Here is an 18,324-nt window from a genome sequence, read left to right as displayed (position 1 = left end):
GTTCCCCGCGCCCCTAAGGTTGGTTGCTCTCGACGACCGCCAAGAGCGTGCCCACCTCCACTTGCTGTCCTTCCGTCACCTGCACCGCCGTCACCGTCCCTGTCACCGGTGCGGAGATGCGGTGTTGCATCTTCATCGCTTCGAGCCACAGCAGCGGTTCACCGGCCCGGACACCCGATCCGGTGACGAGGCCGTCCGCGATCTTGACGACCGTGCCCGGCATCGGTGCGAGCAGGGAGCCGGGGGCCTGCTGGGCCGTCGGGTCGGGGAAGCGGGGCAGGGCGGTGAGCGCGGTGCCGTTCACCCAGACCCGGTCGCCGTGGCGGGCCACCTCGAAGCGGCGGCGCACACCGTCCGTCTCCAGGACGACGGCCGAGGCGTCCACGTGGATCACCTGGACGTCGTCCGCCGCGAGGCCGTCGCGGGTGTGCCGGTAGCGCACCTCGTGCTCGCGGCCCGCCATCACGTACCGCTTCACCTGCGGCTGCGAGGGCAGGTTGCGCCAGCCGCCGAAGCGGGAGCGGCCGTGGGTGTCGGCGAGGGCCGCGGCGAGGGGGGCGAGCGGGTCGGCGGCGGGCTCGGTGAGGGCGGCCAGGTGGCGGTCGTAGAAGCCGGTGTCCATGCGCGCGGAGGTGAACTCCTCGTGGCGCAGGGAGCGCACGAGCAGGTCCCGGTTGGTGACGGGGCCGTGGATCGCCGTGCGCTCCAGCGCGCCGGCCAGTCTCCGCACCGCCTCCGCGCGCGTGGGGGCGTGCGCGATCACCTTGGCGATCATCGGGTCGTAGTGGACGCCGATCTCGTCGCCGTCGGCACAGCCGGTGTCGAGGCGGACGCCGTCGGGGACGGCGAGGTGGTGCAGGGTGCCGGTCTGCGGGGCCCAGTCGGCGGCCGGGTCCTCGGCGTACAGGCGGGCCTCGACGGCGTGCCCGCGCGCGGGGGGCGGCTCGGCGGCCAGGGGGGCGCCCTCGGCGATCCGGATCTGCTCGGCGACCAGGTCGAGGCCGAAGACCTCCTCGGTGACCGGGTGCTCGACCTGGAGGCGGGTGTTCATCTCCAGGAAGTGCGCGGTGCCGTCGGCGACCAGGAACTCGACGGTGCCGGCGCCCACGTAGTCCACGGCGCGTGCGGCGCGGACGGCGAGGGTGCGCAGCTCCTCGTCGAGCGCCGGGGTGAGCCCGGGGGCGGGCGCCTCCTCGATCACCTTCTGGTGGCGGCGCTGCAGGGAGCAGTCGCGCGTGCCGAGCGCCCACACCGTGCCGTGGGTGTCGGCGAGGACCTGCACCTCGACGTGGCGGCCGTGTTCCAGGTAGGGCTCGACGAAGACCTCGCCGTCGCCGAAGGCGCTCGCGGCCTCGGCGCGCGCGGCCCGCAGGGCGGGGTCCAGCTCGTCCAGGCGGCGCACGACGCGCATGCCGCGCCCGCCGCCGCCCGCGGCGGCCTTCACCAGCACGGGCAGGTCGGCCTCGGTGACGTGCGCCGCGTCGAGCGGTGCGATGCCCATGAGCGCCTTGGCGCGGGTCTTGGACGCCATGGCCTCGATGGCCTGCGGCGGCGGCCCGATCCACACCAGGCCCGCGTCGAGGACGGCGCGCGCGAAGCCGGGGTTCTCGGACAGGAAGCCGTAGCCGGGGTGCACGGCGTCGGCGCCGGCCGCGACGGCCGCCTTCACGATCAGGTCGCCGCGCAGGTACGTCTCGGCGGGTGCCGCGCCCGGCAGGCGTACGGCGCTGTCGGCCACGCGCGTGTGCAGGGCGTGCGCGTCGGCGTCGGAGTGCACGGCGACGGTGCGGATGCCCAGTGCGGCGCAGGTGCGGAAGACGCGGCGGGCGATCTCGCCCCGGTTGGCCACGAGGACAGAAGTGATCACGTCAGGTCCCTCACATCCGGAAGACGCCGAAGCCGCCCCGCGCGCCTTCGTAGGGCGCGGTGTGGATCGCGGACAGGCACAGGCCGAGGACGGTGCGGGTGTCGCGCGGGTCGATGACGCCGTCGTCGTACAGCCGCCCGGACAGGAACATCGGGAGCGACTCGGACTCGATCTGCTGCTCCACCAGGGCGCGCAGGCCCGCGTCGGCCTCCTCGTCGTAGGGCGCGCCCTTCGCGGCGGCCGACTGGCGGGCGACGATGGAGAGCACGCCGGCGAGCTGCTGCGGGCCCATCACCGCGGACTTGGCGCTGGGCCAGGCGAACAGGAAACGGGGGTCGTACGCGCGCCCGCACATGCCGTAGTGCCCGGCGCCGTAGGAGGCGCCCAGCAGCACCGACAGGTGGGGGACGCGGGAGTTGGACACCGCGTTGATCATCATGGCGCCGTGCTTGATGATGCCGCCCTGCTCGTACTCGCGGCCGACCATGTAGCCGGTGGTGTTGTGCAGGAAGAGCAGCGGGACGTCGCGCTGGTTGGCGAGCTGGATGAACTGGGCGGCCTTCTGCGACTCGGCGCTGAAGAGGACGCCCTGGGCGTTGGCCAGGACGCCGACCGGGTAGCCGTGCAGCCGGGCCCAGCCGGTGACCAGGCTGGTGCCGTACAGCGGCTTGAACTCGTCGAAGTCGGAGGCGTCGACGATCCGGGCGATCACCTCGCGCGGGTCGAAGGGGACCTTGAGGTCGTCGGGGACGACGCCGAGCAGCTCCTCCGGGTCGTACTTCGGCGGCTCGGCCGGGCCCGGGTCGGGGTACGCCTTGCGGTGGTTGAGGCGGGCGACCACGCGGCGGGCCTGCCGCAGCGCGTCCGGCTCGTCGACGGCGAAGTGGTCGGCGAGGCCCGACACGCGCGCGTGCATCTCCGCGCCGCCGAGGGACTCGTCGTCGCTCTCCTCGCCGGTGGCCATCTTCACCAGCGGCGGGCCGCCGAGGAACACCTTGGCCCGCTCCTTGACCATGATCACGTGGTCGGACATGCCGGGGACGTAGGCGCCGCCGGCGGTGGAGTTGCCGAAGACGACGGCGACCGTGGGGATGCCGGCCGCGGACAGCCGGGTGAGGTCGCGGAAGATGGCCCCGCCCGGAATGAAGATCTCCTTCTGGGAGGGCAGGTCGGCGCCCCCGGACTCCACCAGGCTGATCACGGGCAGCCGGTTGGCGAGCGCGACCTCGTGGGCGCGCAGCGCCTTCTTCAGCGACCAGGGGTTGGAGGCGCCGCCGCGCACGGTCGGGTCGTTGGCGGTGATCAGGCACTCCACGCCCTCGACCACGCCGATGCCGGTGACCAGGGAGGCGCCGACCGTGTAGTCGCTGCCCCAGGCGGCGAGCGGGGACAGTTCCAGGAACGGCGTGTCCGGGTCGAGCAGCAGCTCGACGCGCTCACGGGCGAGGAGCTTGCCCCGCGCGCGGTGCCGCTGCACGTACTTCTCGCCGCCGCCCGCGAGGGCCTTGGCGTGCTCGGCGTCGAGGTCGGCCAGCTTGGCGAGCATGGCCGCCCGGTGGGCCGCGTGGTCGGGGCCCCGGGTGTCCAGGGCGGACGGCAGGACGGTCACAGCAGGGCCTCCGGGATGTCCAGGTGGCGGGAGCGCAGCCATTCGCCGAGGGCCTTGGCCTGCGGGTCGAAGCGGGCCTGCGCGGCGACGCCCTCGCCGAGGATGCCCTCGACGACGAAATTCAGGGCGCGCAGCCGGGGCAGGACGTGCCGGGTCACCGGCAGCGGGGCGGTCTCCGGCAGGAGCGCGCGGAAGCGGTCGACGGTCAGGGTGTGGGCGAGCCAGGACCAGGCCGCGTCCGTGCGGGCCCACACGCCCACGTTGGCGTGGCCGCCCTTGTCACCGCTGCGGGCGCCGGCGACCAGCCCGAGGGGCGCCCGCCGGGTGGGCCCGTCCGGCGGCGGACCGGGCAGCGGCGGCTCGGGCACGTCGTCCAGAACGGTGCTGTCCGGGGCCGGTGCCACGGGGACGCGGCGCCCGTCGGGCAGGACGGCCACGTGCTCGACGGCGTCCTGCGGGACGCGGGCGTCCTCGAAGACGCCGTACGGCGCGCCCTTCCCGGACGGGGCCAGCACGTGGAAGCCGGGGTAGCTGCCGAGGGCGAGTTCCACCGCGGCCCCGCTCAGCGCCCGGCCCACGGCCTGCTGGTCGGCGTCGCGCACGACGAGCCGCAGCAGCGCGCTCGCCGTCTCCTCGGTGGCGGCGTCGGGCCGGTCGGTGCGCACCAGCTCCCACCGGGCGTCGGCGACCTTGCCGAGCGCGGGCGCGAGCTGGCGCCGGACGAGGGCGGCCTTGGCCTCGACGTCGAGGCCGGTCAGCACGAAGACGACCTCGTTGCGGAAGCCGCCGAGCCGGTTGCGGCCGACCTTGAGCGTGGGCGGCGGCGCCTCCCCGCGCACGCCCTCGATCCGCACCCGGTCCGGCCCGTCCTGGCGGAGCCGTACGGTGTCCAGCCGGGCGGTGACGTCGGGGCCCGCGTACCGGGCGCCCGCCGTCTCGTAGAGCAGTTGCGCGGTGACCGTGCCGACGTCGACGAAGCCGCCGGTGCCGGGGTGCTTGGTGATGACGGCGGTGCCGTCCTCGTGCAGCTCGGCCAGCGGGAAGCCCGGGTGGCCGACGTCGCCGGGTCCTTCGGTGAAGAAGGCGTAGTTGCCGCCGGTGGCCTGGGTGCCGCACTCCAGGACGTGCCCGGCGACGACGGCCCCGGCGAGCCGGTCGTAGGCGTCGGGCGGCCAGTCGAAGTGGGCGGCGGCGGGCCCGGTGACCAGGGCGGCGTCCGTGACCCGGCCGGTGACCACGACGTCGGCGCCCGCGCGCAGACAGGCCGCGATGCCGAAGCCGCCGAGGTAGGCGTGGGCGGCGAGGCTGCCGGGGTGGGCGGCGGTGAGGTCGTCGCCCTCGACGTGGGCGACCCGCAGCGGCACGCCGAGCCGCTCGGCCAGCTCCCGGACGCGGGCGGCGAGCCCGGCCGGGTTCAGGCCGCCCGCGTTGGTGACGATCTTCACCCGCTTGTCGTGGACCAGCGCGAGGCACTCCTCGAGCTGCCGCAGGAAGGTGCGGGCGTACCCGGCGCCGGGGTCCTTCAGCCGGTCCCGGCCGAGGATGAGCATGGTCAGCTCGGCGAGGTAGTCGCCGGTGAGGACGTCGACCTCGCCGCCGGTGAGCATCTCGCGCAGGGCGTCGGAGCGGTCGCCGTAGAAGCCGGAGAAGTTGCCGATGCGCAGGGTCACGCGCCGGCTCCCTTCGGCGGCCGGCCGGCGCCGGGCGGGCCGGCGAACGCCTGGGCCAGGTCCAGCCAGCGGTCGGCGTCCGGGCCCTCGGCGCGCAGCGCCAGGTCGGCGCGGTGGGCCCGCCGGGTGACCAGGAGGCAGAAGTCGAGGGCGCTCCCGGTGACGCGCTGCGGGGCGTCCCCGGGGCCGTAGGTCCAGACGTCGCCGCCGGGGCCGGTCAGGTCGAGCCGGAACGGGTCGGCGGGGACGGGCAGGCCGTGCACGGTGTACGCGAAGTCGCGGGTGCGGTGGCCGAGCCGGGCGATGTGGCGCAGCCGGTCGGTGGGGGGCCGGGTGACCCCGAGGGCGTCGGCGACGTCCAGGCCGTGGGCCCAGGTCTCCATCAGGCGGGCGGTGGCCATGGAGGCGGCCGACATCGGGGGCCCGTACCAGGGGAAGCGGGCGCCGGGCGGGGCCGCGGCCAGGGCCCTGCTGAGGGCGGCGCGGCCCTCGCGCCAGCGGCCCAGCAGGTCGGCGGGCGCCAGGCGGGCGCCGTCCTCGGCGCCCTCGTCGACGAAGGTGTCGGGCGCGGCGAGGGCCTTCTCCACCAGCTCCCGGAACGCCTCCTCGTCGGTGACCGCGGTGAGCGCCGAACGGTCGGTCCAGGCGAGGTGGGCGATCTGGTGGGCGATCGTCCAGCCCGCGGCGGGGGTGGGCAGGGCCCACTGCTCGGGTTCCGACTCGGCGACGAGGCGGTCCAGTTCGTCGCTCTCGGCACGCAGGTCGTCGAAGACGGGCGTCGGGTCGGCCATGGGGGGAGCATGGCAGCGGGGCCAGAAACAAGCAAGCGTGCTTGCATGAATTCATGAGCCGGGTACCCCCGGGCCAGGGGGCCGGGAGGGCCCGCCGGGCTCACGCCTCCGGCGCCACCACCGGCTTGCGCCGCCCCACCTGGGTGCGCACCGCGCCCATGCTGGCCGCGATGACCAGGCCGATGGCCAGGGTCTGGGGCAGGCTCAGGGACTGGCCGAGGACGAGGAAGCCGGCGGTGGCGGCGAGGGCCGGCTCCAGGCTCATCAGGACGGCGAAGGTGGAGGCGGGCAGGCGGCGCAGCGCGAGGAGTTCGAGCGTGTACGGCATGACCGAGGAGAGCATGGCCACCGCGGCGCCCAGCCCCAGTGTGACCGGGTCGAACAGCTTCGTGCCGGACTCGGCCAGGCCCAGCGGCAGGAAGACCACCGCGCCCACCGCCATCGCCAGCGCCAGGCCGTCCGCCTGCGGGAAGCGCCGGCCGGTACGCGCGCTGAAGACGATGTACGCCGCCCACATCGCGCCCGCCCCGAGCGCGAACGCCACGCCCGCCGGGTCCAGGTCGTCGAAGCCGCCGCCGCCCAGGAGGAAGACCCCGGCCAGCGCGAGCCCGGCCCACACCAGGTTGATCGCCCGGCGCGAGGCGAGGACGGACAGGGCGAGGGGGCCCAGGACCTCCAGGGTGACCGCGGGGCCCAGCGGGATGCGGTCCACGGCCTGGTAGAACAGCCCGTTCATGGCGGCCATCGCCAGGCCGAAAACCACCACCGTGCCCCAGTCGGCGCGCGAGTGGCCGCGCACCTTGGGGCGGCACACCAGCAGCAGCACCACCGCCGCCACCAGCAGCCGCAGCGCGACCACGCCGAGGGCGCCGGCCCGCGGCATCAGCGTCACCGCCAGGGCGCCGCCGAACTGCACGGACACCCCGCCGGCCAGCACCAGGCCGACGGGACCGAGGGACGAGCGGGGGCCCGGGGCGGCCGGGGCGTGCGCCGCCGTGGGTGCGGTGGAGGTGCTGGGCGTGGTCACGGGCGGTCCAGGTTCTAGGTTCTCGGCTCGGAGATTGTTCAGCGTGCTGCACTGCGAAGTCCAGGGTAGTGGACCTCGTCAGGCGTGTGAACCCGTTATGCAACTGTCCCGCATGATGGACGGACCCGCGCGTCGTGAGTCGGCTCAGCGGCGGCTCAGGTAGAGGCCGAGCGCCGTGTGCAGCAAGCGGTTGAGGGGGAGGTCCCACTCGCCCAGGTACTCCACCGCCTCGCCGCCCGTGCCGGCCTTGAAGCGCAGCAGGCCGAGGAGGGGGTCGGACTCCTCCAGGGTGTCGGTGATGCCCCGCAGGTCGTAGACGGCGGCGCCCTCCTCGTGGGCGTCGCAGAGCATCCGCCACTGCAGCGCGTTGCCGGGCTGCACCTCGCGCCTGCGGGCGGTGGAGGCGCCGTAGGAGTACCAGACGTGCTCGCCGACGGTGAGCAGCGTGGCGGCGGCCAGGACCTCGCCGTCGTGGTGGGCGAGGTAGAGCCGCATCCGGTCCGGGTGCTCGGCGGTCAGGGCGGTCCACATCCGCTCGAAGTACGGCAGCGGGCGGGGCAGGAAGCGGTCGCGCTCGGCGGTCTCCCGGTACAGCTCGTGGAACACGGGCAGGTCCTCCCGGCCGCCGCGGACCACCTTCACGCCGGCCTGCTCGGCCTTCTTGATGTTGCGCCGCCACTGCTGGTTCAGGCCGCGGTGGACGTCCTCCAGGGTGCGGCCGGCGAGGGGCACCTGGAAGACGTGGCGGGGCTGGCCGGCGGCGAAGCCGTCCTCGCCGCCCTGCCGCGAGGGCCGCCAGCCGGCCCGGCGCAGCCGCTCGGCCACCCCGGCCGCGCGCGGGTCGTACGACGTCGGCTCGACGTCGCCCAGCCGGCGGGCGTCCGGGTCGGCGACGGCCGCCTTGACCACGTCGGCGCTCCAGCGGCGCAGGACGACGGGCGGGCCCATCCGCACCGAGAAGGCGCCCAGCCCCTTCAGGTGGGCGAGCAGGGGCGTCAGCCAGCGGTCCAGGTCGGCGTCGAACCAGTCGATCACCGGGCCCTCGGGCAGGTAGGCGAGGTACCTGCGCAGCCCGGGCAACGGCCGCAGCAGGACCAGCCCGGCCCCGGCCAGGCGGCCGTCCGGCGTGCACCAGCCGAGGCTCTCCGCCCGCCACTCCCGCTTCACCTCGCCCCACGCGGGGACCTGCAGGTGACTCACGGAGGGCCGCTCCGCGACGAAGGCGAGGTGCTCGGCCCGGGACAGGGGCCGGACGGACAGGGGCGGGGCGGGCAGGGACATACCGGGATCTCCTTCGCGCAACGGTTGCGACCACCGTAGGAGCCGGGCGGGGCGGAGCGCGCGACGAGAGACCTCCTGGGGTCACTCCGGGGTCATGCCTCGTCCGGCAGGGCCCGGGCCAGCACCTCCGCCAGGTGCCTGGCCCGCGTTCCGGTCAACTGCTCCACCTGGGTGCGGCAGGAGTAGCCGTCCGCGAGGACCACCGCGTCCGGTGGCGCGTCCTTCAGCGCCGGCAGGAGCTGTTCGTCGGCGCAGGCGCGGGAGACCTCGAAGTGGCCGCGCTGGAAGCCGAAGTCGCCCGCCAGGCCGCAGCAGCCGCCGCTCAGCTCCCCGTCGAGGCCGGCGGCCGCGCGCAGCCGGCGGTCCGGGGCGTCGCCGAGCACCGCGTGCTGGTGGCAGTGGGTCTGGCCGACGGCCGGGCGGTCCACGCGGGGCGGCACCCAGGAGGGCGCGTACCGCTCCAGCACCTCCGCGAACGTCAGCACGCGCGTGGCGAGGCGGGCGGCCCGCGGGTCGTCGGGCAGCAGCCCGGGCAGGTCGCCGCGCAGCGCCGCCGCACAGCTCGGCTCCAGGACGACGACCGGGGCGGTGGTCTCCAGCACCGGTTCCATCAGGTCCAGGGTGCGGCGCAGCACCGTGCGCGCGTGGTCGAGCTGGCCGGTGGAGACGTACGTCAGGCCGCAGCACACGCGCGTGTGGCGGGCCGTCAGCAGCGCGAGCGGCAACCGGGAGCGGCCGTCGCCGACCGGGCGCCCGCGCATCCGCAGCGTCGGCGGCAGCGTCACCCGCAGCCCGGCCGCCTCCAGCACGCGGACCGCGGCCCGCCCCACCGACGGCGCCAGGTGCTCGGTGAAGGTGTCGGGCCACAGCACCACCAGCGGCCCGGCCCCGCCGCTCTCCCCGACACCCCCATGGCTCCCGCTCCCCCGCCCCGCCGAACGCCGCCACCACCGGCTGAACGTCTCCCCGGCCAGGCGCGGCACCGCCCGCTCGGGCGCCACGCCGGCCAGCCGCTTGCCCACGCGGGCCAGCGGGCGTACCGCCGCGAGCGCGTTGACGAGCCCCGCCAGCCGGGCGCGGGACGTCCACCGCAGCCACCGCGGGAGCCGGCCCAGGCTGTAGTGGGCGGCGGGGCGGCGCCGGCCGGCGTAGTGGTGGTGCAGGAACTCCGCCTTGTACGTGGCCATGTCCACCCCGACCGGACAGTCCGAGCGGCAGCCCTTGCAGGCCAGGCACAGGTCGAGGGCGTCGCGCACCTCCGGCGAGCGCCAGCCGTCCGTGACCAGCTCGCCGGCCAGCATCTCGTGCAGCAGCCGGGCCCGCCCGCGCGTGGAGTGGGCCTCCTCGCCGGTGACGCGGAAGGAGGGGCACATCACGGCCGGGCCGGCCGCCGACGTCGTACGGCACTTGGCGACGCCGACGCAGCGCCGCACCGCCGCCGTGAAGTCGCCGCCGTCGGCCGGGTAGCCGAAGACCACCGGGACCGGTCCGCGGGGCAGCGGCGCGAAACGGAGGTGGGAGTCGAGGGGGGCGGGGCGGACCAGCATGCCGGGGTTGAGCAGGTCGTCGGGGTCCCAGACGGCCTTGGCCCGCTCGAACAGGGCCACGAGTTCCGGGCCGTACATGCGCGGCAGCAGCTCGGCCCGTGCCTGTCCGTCGCCGTGCTCCCCGGACAGCGAGCCGCCGTGCGCGACGACCAGGTCCGCGAGGTCCTCGGAGAACCGGCGGAAGCGGCCCACGCCGGCCTCGCTCAGCAGGTCGAAGTCGATGCGGACGTGGATGCAGCCGTCCCCGAAGTGCCCGTACGGGGTGCCGCGCAGGCCGTGGGAGGCGAGCAGGGCGCGGAAGTCGCGCAGGTAGGCGCCGAGCCGGGCGGGCGGCACGGCGCAGTCCTCCCAGCCGGGCCACGCCTCGGTGCCGTCGGGCATCCGGGTGGCGGTGCCGCTCGCGTCCTCCCGGACGCGCCACAGGGCCCGCTGGGCGGCCGGGTCCGTCACCACCAGCGCGTCCAGGACGTCGGCCGCCCGCACGATCTCCTCCGCACGCGCGCGTGCCTCGGCGGCCGTCTCCCCGCCGGTCTCCACGAACAGCCACGCGCCGCCCCGCGGGAGGCCCGCCCCCGGCGGCACCAGGTCGGCCGCCATGCCCTCCACGGTCAGCGGTCGGTGGGGCAGCAGCCCGGCCGCCGCCTCCGCCGCGGCGCCCTCGTCCCCGTAGGCGAGCACCGCCAGGGCACGCGCGCGGGGCGCCTCGACGAGCCCGACGACCGCCTCGGTCAGGATGCCGAGGGTGCCCTCGGAGCCGCAGAAGGAGCGGGCGACGTCGGCGCCCCGCTCGGGCAGCAGGGCGTCCAGCGCGTACCCGGAGATGCGGCGGGGCAGCTCGGGGAAGCCGGTGCGCAGCCGGGACAGCTCACCGTCCACCAGCGCCCGCAGGCCCTGCGGGGCCCCGGCCCAGTCCCGGCCGGGCCGCAGCCGCTCGCCGCGCGCGGTGAGCACGTCCAGCTCCCGCACGCTGTCCGCGGTGGTGCCCCAGGCCACCGAGTGCGAGCCGCAGGAGTTGTTGCCGATCATCCCGCCGAGCGTGCACCTGCTGTGCGTGGAGGGGTCGGGTCCGAAGCGCAGGCCGTGCGGGGCGGCGGCCTCCTGGAGCCGGTCCAGGACCAGGCCGGGCTGGACCACGGCGGTGCGGGTGTCCGGGTCCAGCGCCACCAGGCGGTTCATGTGGCGGGTGAAGTCCAGCACCACGCCCGTGCCGGTCGCCTGCCCGGCGATCGAGGTACCGCCGCCGCGCGCCACCACCGGCACGCCGTGCTCGCGGCACACCGCCAGTACGGCCGCCACGTCGTCGGCGTCCCGGGGCGCGACGACGCCCCGCGGGACCCGCCGGTAGTTGGACGCGTCCATGGTGACCAGCGCCCGGGCGGTCACCCCGAAGTCCACGTCCCCGCGCACGCCCCGGCGCAGCGCCGCCTCCAGCTCCGCGTGATCCGTCATGGGTCCAGCATGCCCACGGGCGGGCGTCCGTCCCCCCGGAGGCGGCCCGGCCGGCCGTGCCCGCAACCGGGGGCCGCGCCGCCCCGTCCTACCGGACACCATGCTCACGACACCCCTCACCGCCCCGCTCTCCGCCGCCCTGCGCCACCTGCTCGACTTCGCCTGGACGCAGACCCGGGCGTGCGCGTTCGCGATCTGCCTGCTCTCCGGGGTGGCGGCGTCCACGCTGCTGCCGCGGCTGCCGGTGGCGCGCTACGACCTCCTCGTGGTCTACGGCGTGCTGTTGACGGCGCTGTTCTGGCGGCGGGGCTGGGAGACCGGGCGGGACGTGGTCGTGATCGCCGCCTGCCACGTCATCGGGCTCGCCTTCGAGCTGGTGAAGGTGTCCCTGGGGTCGTGGAGCTACCCCGAGCCGGCCGTGCTGAAGTTCGCGGGCGTCCCGCTGTACGGGGGGTTCCTGTACGCGGCGGTCGGCAGCTACGTGTGCCGTGCCTGGCACCTGTTCGGCCTGGAACTGGTCCGCTACCGCCCGCGGGCCACGGCGGTGGTGGCCGCGGCCGTGTACGTCAACTTCTTCACCCACCACTGGCTGCCCGACGTACGGCTGCCGCTGGCCGCGCTGCTGCTGGTGGTGACCGCGGGCACGTGGGTGCGGTTCACGGTGCGCGGGGTGCGCCGGCGGATGCCGCTGGCCCTGTCGTTCGTGCTGATCGGGTTCTTCCTGTGGGTGGCGGAGAACCTCGCCACGTACGTCGGGGCCTGGCGCTACCCGTACCAGCTCCACGGCTGGGAGCCGGTCGGGGTGGACAAGTTCGGCGCCTGGTCCCTGCTGATCAGCATCACGTTCGTGCTGGCTGCGACCGGCGGACGGGGAACAGGGTCGGCACCGGGTCGTTCGTGAGGAAGTCCAGGATCAGCCGGTTGACCAGGTCGGGCTTCTCCATCGGCAGGGCGTGGGAGGTGCCGGGCACCACGGCCAGCTCGGCGCCGGGGACCGCGCGGAAGAGGGCGAGGGTGTGCTCCGGCGCGATCAGGTCGTCGTCGCCGACGAGGACGAGGGTGGGCGCGGTGATGCGGCCCAGGTCGGCGATCGGGATGTCGGGCTGGGTGCGGATCATCTCGACGACCTTGCCGGCGGCGACGGGCCAGTGGGCGGGGCCGTCCGGGGACACGGCCTCGTACATCGTGCGGAACATCGCCATGTCGGGGGCGTCGGGCGTGAGGTGCGCGAACATCTCGGGCGTCACGCTGCTGACGGGCCCGGGCCGGAAGTTGGCGGAGATGGCGACGACCTTGCGCACCAGATCGGGGCGGGCGATCGCGACGAGCAGCGCGACGATCGCGCCGTCGCTCCAGCCGACCAGGTGGGCGGGGCCGCCGACGACCCGGTCGAGGAAGGCGGCCGTGTCGTCGGCCATGTCCCGGTACGACAGCGGCCCCTCGACGTCGGGGGTGTGGCCGTGGGCGCGGCGCTCGGGCAGGTAGACCTGGAACCGGGCCGCGAGGTCGCCGCGCTGGGCGCCCCAGGTGTCGTTGGTGCACAGGCCGCCGTGCAGCAGGAGCAGCGGGTCGCCGGTGCCGTCGGTCTCGTACCAGGTCCGGACGGCGGGGAGTTCCACGTACGTGCCCATGGCGTGCGTCCTCCGTCGGGGCGGCCCCCTCCCTGTCAGTCTCCGCCGGGCCCGGAAGGCCCCGCAACACGACCGCGCGGGTGCCGGGGAGGGGCCGTCTCACCCGACGGACGACGTTTCGCCCAGGTTTCCCGGAACGGCTACCCTCCCCCTCGTGGCTGAGATCCGGATTCCCTCTGACATCAAGCCCGCGGACGGACGTTTCGGCGCGGGTCCCTCCAAGGTGCGGACGGAGGCGCTGGACGCCCTCGCCGCCACCGGCACGTCGCTCCTGGGCACCTCCCACCGCCAGGCCCCGGTCAAGAACCTGGTCGGCAAGGTGCGCGAGGGCATCTCGGAGCTGTTCTCCCTGCCCGAGGGTTACGAGGTGGTCCTCGGCAACGGCGGCTCGACGGCGTTCTGGGACATCGCGACCCACGGTCTGATCGAGAACAAGTCGCAGCACCTCAGCTTCGGCGAGTTCAGCTCGAAGTTCGCCAAGGCCGCCAAGCTGGCGCCGTGGCTGGCCGAGCCGACCGTGATCTCCGCCGACCCGGGCACGCACCCGCAGGCGCGGGCCGAGGAGGGCGTGGACGTGTACGCGTTCACGCACAACGAGACCTCGACCGGTGTCGCCATGCCGATCGAGCGGGTGGCCGGGGCCGACGAGGGCGCGCTGGTGCTGGTCGACGCCACGTCCGGCGCGGGCGGGCTGCCGGTGGACGTCTCCGAGACGGACGTCTACTACTTCGCCCCGCAGAAGTCCTTCGCCTCCGACGGCGGCCTGTGGATCGGCGTCTTCTCGCCGGCGGCGCTGGAGCGGGCCGAGCGGGTGCACGCGTCCGGCCGCCACGTGCCGGAGTTCTTCAGCCTGCCCACGGCGATCGACAACTCGCGCAAGAACCAGACGTACAACACCCCGGCGCTGTCCACCCTGTTCCTGCTCAACGAGCAGCTGGAGTGGCTCAACGGCCAGGGCGGCCTGGACTGGGCGGTCCGCCGCACGGCCACGTCGGCGCGCACGCTGTACGGCTGGGCGGAGGACGTGAAGTTCGCGACCCCGTTCGTCACCGACCCGGCGAAGCGGTCCCAGGTCATCGGCACGATCGACTTCTCGGAGGAGATCGACGCGGCCGCCGTCGCCAAGGTTCTGCGCGCCAACGGCATCGTCGACACCGAGCCCTACCGCAAGCTCGGCCGCAACCAGCTCCGCGTCGCCATGTTCCCGGCCGTCGACCCGACGGACGTCGAGACCCTGACGAAGTGCATCGACTACGTGATCGAGCACCTCTGACCCCACGGCACACGCGAAGGGGGCGCCCGTGACTGCGGGCGCCCCCTTCGCGCATCCCCGCCACGGCTCACGCCCCGGACGGCTCCTCGAACAAGTCGTCGGCCGAGCCGACGGTCACGGCCCGGTCGAGCCAGGTGCCGAGCACCTCGAGGTCATCGCAGGAACTGACCCGCTCCCGCACGGCATCAGGCACCTCGATACCCCGCACGCGCAGCACGCGGAGGATGTCCTCGACCCGAACCCGGATGCGGACCTCGTTACGGCCTTGTTCACGGCCCTTGAGGATGGCTTCCTCGATGATCGTGCCGCTGCCGGGGAAGCGAATCCGGTACGTCGACAACAGGTCCCTCCACAAGCCCTTTCGGACGACTCACGCCTCGGACGGCCCCTCGAACAACTCGTCGGCCGAGCCGACGGTCACTGCCCGGTCGAGCCAGGTGCCGAGCACCTCGAGGTCATCGCAGGAACTGACCCGCTCCCGCACGGCATCAGGCACCTCGATACCCCGCACGCGCAGCACGCGGAGGATGTCCTCACCCCGACCATCCTCCCGGCCCTTGAGGATGGCCTCCTCGATGATCGTGCCGCTCCCGGGGAAGCGCAGCGTGTACGTCGACAAGAGTTCCCTCCACAACGTCCGTGCCCGGGCGTCGCCCAGACCTGTTTCGGTGAATTCCGCCCAGCTGTAGGCCTGTTCCCTCTCGACGCCTGACAGCGCCGCCGCCAGTGCGTCCGGTATCGCAGGATGGCCCGGGTCCTTGGCGTGGGCGAGTGCGGAGAGGACGGCGAGGGCGAGGTCGCCGGCCGCCTCCTCCGGGTCGGTGATCGCGGGCAGGTTGCCGGGTCCCAGGACCAGCGGGAACACCACCATGCTGGTGTGGACGCGACGGCCGATGCGGATGGGCTCGGCTGCCCATGCGGCGGTCGCCTTGTCCCTGCACACGACCAGCAGGATGGGTGGCAACCGGTACTTGGCGTACAGGTGCGCCAGGTAGTACGTCCAACTGCCGGCCTTGTCCGCGTCCGGTCTGCCCTGCGCCTCGACGGCGAGCAGGAACCCGCCCTCCTCGCCCTCCGTGTGGACCCGGAACAAGCTGTCCACGCGGCGCTCCACAGGCCTGATCTCGGTGAGGTCCGTGTCCAACGGCTCGATCGAGGTGGCTTCGGGGAACGGGATGCCCGCGCGGGGCAGGACTCGGGCGAAGAGGTGCGGATCCTCGCGGAAGATCCGGTGCATCGCCTCGTGCGCTGTGCTGACCATGATTCGCAACGTAAGGGGACGACCACCTCTATCCGGGCGCGAACCCGATGACGTTCGCCCACACGGGTGATCAAGCCTGGGGTGCCCGGCGGAGGGCGCCCGGAGGCAGCGGGCGCCCTCGTGGTTCGGGGTGTGTCGTCAGGTCGCCGTGCAGGTCACCGTCGGGGACGTGCCCGCGGCCGGGGTCGCCCCGAAGCCCAGGGTGGCCGAGGCGCCCGTGCTCAGCGCTCCGTTGTGGGGGGCGTTGGTCGCGGTGACCGTGGCGCCGGTCTGGGTGTAGGTCGCGTTCCACATGTTCGTCACGTGCTGGGAACCCGACCAGGTCCAGGTGACCTTCCAGGACTTCAGGGCCGTGGTCGAGGTGTTGGTGACCTTCACCTCGGCGTTGAAGCCGGTGCCCCAGTCGCTGGTGACGGCGTAGGTGGCCGAGCAGGTCGGGGTCGTGCCGCCGCCCCCGCCCCCGCCGCCGCCCCCGCCGCCGCCGGTGCCGGGGAAGCCCGGTGCCTTGATGCTCGTCAGGTAGTTGTCCTTGGCGGTGTCGACGGTCGCCCAGTCGTCCTTGAGGATGCCGCCCGTGTCACCGGAGTTGGGGTTCCAGGCCCAGTAGGTCCAGCTGAAGCTGTCGGCGCCGTAGGTCGACGTGGGGCGCAGGTAGGACACCAGCGCCGCGAGCCACTTCTGGTCCACCGTGGACTGCAGGGTGGTACCGAACTCCCCCACCCACACGGGGGCGATGTTCTGCTTGAAGATGTAGCCCCAGTACTTGTCCCAGACGCCGGGCATGTTGGCGGGGAACGTCGGGTCGCTGAACCACGTCTGCTGGGCCACGCTGGTCGCGTAGTCGTGCGCCGAGTACACCACCCGGTTGGCGACGTCGAGCTGGACCGGGTACTGGGCGACGCCCATCAGGTTGCCGCCCCACCAGCCGGAGACGCCGTTGACCGTCTGCACGCCCTCCACGAAGATCAGCAGCTTGGGGTTGACCGACAGCACCGCGTTGCCCGCCCGCTGGGCCGCCAGGCGCCAGTCGGTGGCCGTGTCACCGCAGCCCCAACAGGCCGGGTCGTGCGGCTCGTTGTGCAGGTCGATGCCGACGACCGTGTCCTGCCCCTGGTAGCGCGTCGCCATCGCCTTGAGGTTGGCGATCCACGTCGACTCCGGCACGGCGGAGGTGTACCAGAGCGCCGACTGGCCCGAGGAGTCCGGACGGTGGCGGTCCAGGATGACCTTCAGGCCGTCCTGGCCGGCGTACGCCACGAGCTTGTCCAGGACCTGGAGGGAGCTGAGCCCCTGGAGGTCGGCGTTCTTGCCGCCGGAGAAGTCGATGCCGGTCGGCACCGTCCCGGGCTTGAAGATGTCGTCGCTGTACGGGACGCGGATCGTGTTGTAGCCCAGCGACTTCATCTGGTCGATCATGCTCTTGTAGTCGCGGGACCACAGGCCGTGGACGACGTAGTTGGCGGTCTCGAAGCCGAACCAGTTGATCCCGGCGATACGGACCGGCTGTCCGGCCTCGTCGAGGATCTGGCGGCCACTGGTGTGCCAGTACCCGGCGCCGGCGGCGGTGTCCGCCGCGTGGGCCGCGTGCGCGCCGGCCCCCAGCGGCAGCAGGAGCGCGGCGGCGACGGCGCACAGCGCTCTTCTCAAGGTGCGGAACATGCTCGCTGCATCCTTTCGGAAGGCGAGGGTCCGGAACCGATGGGAGCGCTCCCATCACCCTCGTCCCCTATGGAACCAGCTCCCATGCACACGTCAAGAGAGTGCGCACCGGTTCACAGCAACGGGCCGCGGAACGTGCCCCCTTGAGCACCCGTCGGACGACGGCCGCCGGACTACCGCCGCCGCACCAGCCGCCGCAGCCCGAACACCGCCGCGCCCACCACGACCACCGCGACGACGGCCGTGCGCGTGCCCCCGCTCAGCCCGCCGCCCGAGGACGTACCCGACGACCCGTTCCCCGACCCCGCCGACGACCCGCCGGACCCCGAGGACGACGAGGAGGACGCCCCGCCCCCCGGCGCGTCCTCCGGCACCACCTCGCTGCCGGTGCCCTCGCTGCCGTACATCAGCCTGCGGCCGTCGGCGGAGTAGGTGACGGACTCGCCCTGCCGTTGCAGGGGCACGTTCAGGCGCCCGGTCTTCTTCGGCTTCCCGTCGTTCCAGTCGTAGGCGATGCCGCCGAAGTACCCGCGCACGGCGAGCTGTTCGCCGTTCGGGGAGAAGGCCGCGTCGGTGGCCCACAGGTCGACGGGGGCGACGGGCCGGAAGACGTTGGAGCCGGGCCGCGCGGACGCCGTCAGCTTCGCGGGACCCTCGTAGAGGTGCCCGCCGTCCTCGTTCTTGTCGATGATGTAGACGCGCCCGGTCCTGGGGTGCACGACCAGGGACTCGGCGTCGCGGGGGCCGTCGGAGTAGGTGACGACGTACTGCGTGGCGCGCACCGTCCGGTCCTTGAGCTCCTTCGGCTCGGGCAGCCGGTAGATCCACACGTACGGCCAGCTCCCGCCGAGGTTGTCGCCGATGTCGCCGACGTAGATCTCGTTGTCGGGCCCGATGGAGATCGCCTCCACGTCCCGGGGCCGGCCGATGCCGGTGAGGGTGACGCGGGCGACCGTCCTGCCGGTCGCGCTGTCGACGGCGTAGAGGTAGGGGCCGTCGTCGCTGTCGTTGTGGGTCCAGTAGATCCCGGGGTGCAGCCGGGACGCGGCCAGCCCGCTGGACTCGGTGATGCGCGGGTCCTCGATGGTGAACCGCCCGTCGCCGTCCCCGGCAGCGGCGGCGGGCACGGCGAGGGCGCCGACGAGGAGGACCCCGAGGGCGGACACGTGGACGGACACGTGGGCGAGCAGTCGACGGCGCATGGGCCAAGCGTGCCATCCGGGGGCCGCCGTGAGCCGCGGTCCCCGGGCCGCGGCCGC

The 18,324-nt window shown here is 74.1% G+C and carries 14 protein-coding genes; 2 read left to right on the top strand and 12 right to left on the bottom strand.

Features of this window, described 5'->3' with window-relative positions; genetic code table 11:
• Positions 1-13: 13 nt before the first annotated feature.
• The 7 genes from E4U92_RS24215 to E4U92_RS24185 form a co-directional block, all read right to left on the bottom strand.
• Positions 14-1,867, bottom strand: coding sequence for an acetyl/propionyl/methylcrotonyl-CoA carboxylase subunit alpha (locus tag E4U92_RS24215; protein WP_137302559.1), 1,854 nt, complete (start codon positions 1,865-1,867; stop codon positions 14-16).
• Between the two features lie 10 nt (positions 1,868-1,877).
• Positions 1,878-3,476 carry an acyl-CoA carboxylase subunit beta gene (locus tag E4U92_RS24210; RefSeq protein ID WP_067234267.1) on the bottom strand — a complete coding sequence of 533 codons (1,599 nt, stop codon included), beginning with the start codon at positions 3,474-3,476 and terminating at the stop codon, positions 1,878-1,880.
• On the bottom strand, positions 3,473-5,146 hold the full coding sequence (locus E4U92_RS24205) for an acyclic terpene utilization AtuA family protein (protein ID WP_137302558.1): 1,674 nt from the start codon (positions 5,144-5,146) through the stop codon (positions 3,473-3,475). The genes E4U92_RS24210 and E4U92_RS24205 overlap by 4 nt, the downstream gene beginning before the upstream one ends.
• Positions 5,143-5,937 (bottom strand): TIGR03084 family metal-binding protein, encoded by a 795-nt coding sequence (locus E4U92_RS24200; RefSeq protein ID WP_137302557.1) that lies wholly within the window; start codon positions 5,935-5,937, stop codon positions 5,143-5,145. Before E4U92_RS24200 ends, E4U92_RS24205 begins: the two co-directional genes overlap by 4 nt.
• Positions 5,938-6,037: 100 nt before the next feature.
• On the bottom strand, positions 6,038-6,964 hold the full coding sequence (locus E4U92_RS24195) for an EamA family transporter (protein WP_137302556.1): 927 nt from the start codon (positions 6,962-6,964) through the stop codon (positions 6,038-6,040).
• Between the two features lie 144 nt (positions 6,965-7,108).
• Positions 7,109-8,245, bottom strand: a complete 1,137-nt coding sequence (locus E4U92_RS24190; protein ID WP_137302555.1) for a lipid II:glycine glycyltransferase FemX — start codon at positions 8,243-8,245, stop codon at positions 7,109-7,111.
• Between the two features lie 92 nt (positions 8,246-8,337).
• On the bottom strand, positions 8,338-11,241 hold the full coding sequence (locus E4U92_RS24185) for an FAD-binding and (Fe-S)-binding domain-containing protein (protein ID WP_137302554.1): 2,904 nt from the start codon (positions 11,239-11,241) through the stop codon (positions 8,338-8,340).
• Between the two features lie 100 nt (positions 11,242-11,341).
• Between E4U92_RS24185 and E4U92_RS24180 the strand changes: the two genes are divergently transcribed.
• On the top strand, positions 11,342-12,142 hold the full coding sequence (locus E4U92_RS24180) for a DUF817 domain-containing protein (protein ID WP_137302553.1): 801 nt from the start codon (positions 11,342-11,344) through the stop codon (positions 12,140-12,142).
• Here the strand turns inward: E4U92_RS24180 and E4U92_RS24175 are convergent.
• Positions 12,081-12,872 (bottom strand): alpha/beta fold hydrolase, encoded by a 792-nt coding sequence (locus tag E4U92_RS24175; RefSeq protein ID WP_137302552.1) that lies wholly within the window; start codon positions 12,870-12,872, stop codon positions 12,081-12,083. The two genes, E4U92_RS24180 and E4U92_RS24175, sit on opposite strands and share 62 nt — an antisense overlap.
• 154 nt (positions 12,873-13,026) lie before the next feature.
• Between E4U92_RS24175 and serC the strand changes: the two genes are divergently transcribed.
• Positions 13,027-14,145, top strand: coding sequence for a phosphoserine transaminase (serC, locus tag E4U92_RS24170; protein WP_137302551.1), 1,119 nt, complete (start codon positions 13,027-13,029; stop codon positions 14,143-14,145).
• A 67-nt stretch (positions 14,146-14,212) separates the two neighbouring features.
• Here the strand turns inward: serC and E4U92_RS24165 are convergent, their stop codons facing one another.
• From E4U92_RS24165 to E4U92_RS24150, 4 genes are all read right to left on the bottom strand, one after another.
• Entirely contained in the window at positions 14,213-14,485 is a 273-nt protein-coding gene (locus E4U92_RS24165; RefSeq protein ID WP_229862555.1) for a hypothetical protein, read from the bottom strand.
• A 30-nt stretch (positions 14,486-14,515) separates the two neighbouring features.
• Complete coding sequence (locus E4U92_RS24160) at positions 14,516-15,406, bottom strand: RpnC/YadD family protein (protein ID WP_137302550.1); 891 nt, start codon at positions 15,404-15,406, stop codon at positions 14,516-14,518.
• Between the two features lie 138 nt (positions 15,407-15,544).
• Positions 15,545-17,065 carry a cellulase family glycosylhydrolase gene (locus E4U92_RS24155; protein ID WP_137302549.1) on the bottom strand — a complete coding sequence of 507 codons (1,521 nt, stop codon included), beginning with the start codon at positions 17,063-17,065 and terminating at the stop codon, positions 15,545-15,547.
• A gap of 173 nt (positions 17,066-17,238) precedes the next feature.
• Entirely contained in the window at positions 17,239-18,267 is a 1,029-nt protein-coding gene (locus E4U92_RS24150) for a WD40 repeat domain-containing protein (protein ID WP_137302548.1), read from the bottom strand.
• Between the last annotated feature and the right edge of the window lie 57 nt (positions 18,268-18,324).

Origin of the sequence: Streptomyces galbus (assembly GCF_005280195.1) — a bacterium.
In the GTDB taxonomy this organism is placed as follows: Bacteria; Actinomycetota; Actinomycetes; order Streptomycetales; family Streptomycetaceae; genus Streptomyces; species Streptomyces galbus.
Note: the sequence above shows the minus strand (reverse complement) of the source record. Positions and strands in the feature narration are given on the sequence as shown.

Bases quoted from the DNA above. Each gene is read 5' to 3' on its own strand.
- E4U92_RS24200 (WP_137302557.1), bottom strand. From the start codon at position 5,937: ATGGCCGACCCGACGCCCGTCTTCGACGACCTGCGTGCCGAGAGCGAC.
- E4U92_RS24190 (WP_137302555.1), bottom strand. From the start codon at position 8,245: ATGTCCCTGCCCGCCCCGCCCCTGTCCGTCCGGCCCCTGTCCCGGGCC.
- E4U92_RS24185 (WP_137302554.1), bottom strand. From the start codon at position 11,241: ATGACGGATCACGCGGAGCTGGAGGCGGCGCTGCGCCGGGGCGTGCGC.
- E4U92_RS24180 (WP_137302553.1), top strand. From the start codon at position 11,342: ATGCTCACGACACCCCTCACCGCCCCGCTCTCCGCCGCCCTGCGCCAC.
- E4U92_RS24175 (WP_137302552.1), bottom strand. From the start codon at position 12,872: ATGGGCACGTACGTGGAACTCCCCGCCGTCCGGACCTGGTACGAGACC.
- E4U92_RS24160 (WP_137302550.1), bottom strand. From the start codon at position 15,406: ATGGTCAGCACAGCGCACGAGGCGATGCACCGGATCTTCCGCGAGGAT.
- E4U92_RS24155 (WP_137302549.1), bottom strand. From the start codon at position 17,065: ATGTTCCGCACCTTGAGAAGAGCGCTGTGCGCCGTCGCCGCCGCGCTC.
- E4U92_RS24150 (WP_137302548.1), bottom strand. From the start codon at position 18,267: ATGCGCCGTCGACTGCTCGCCCACGTGTCCGTCCACGTGTCCGCCCTC.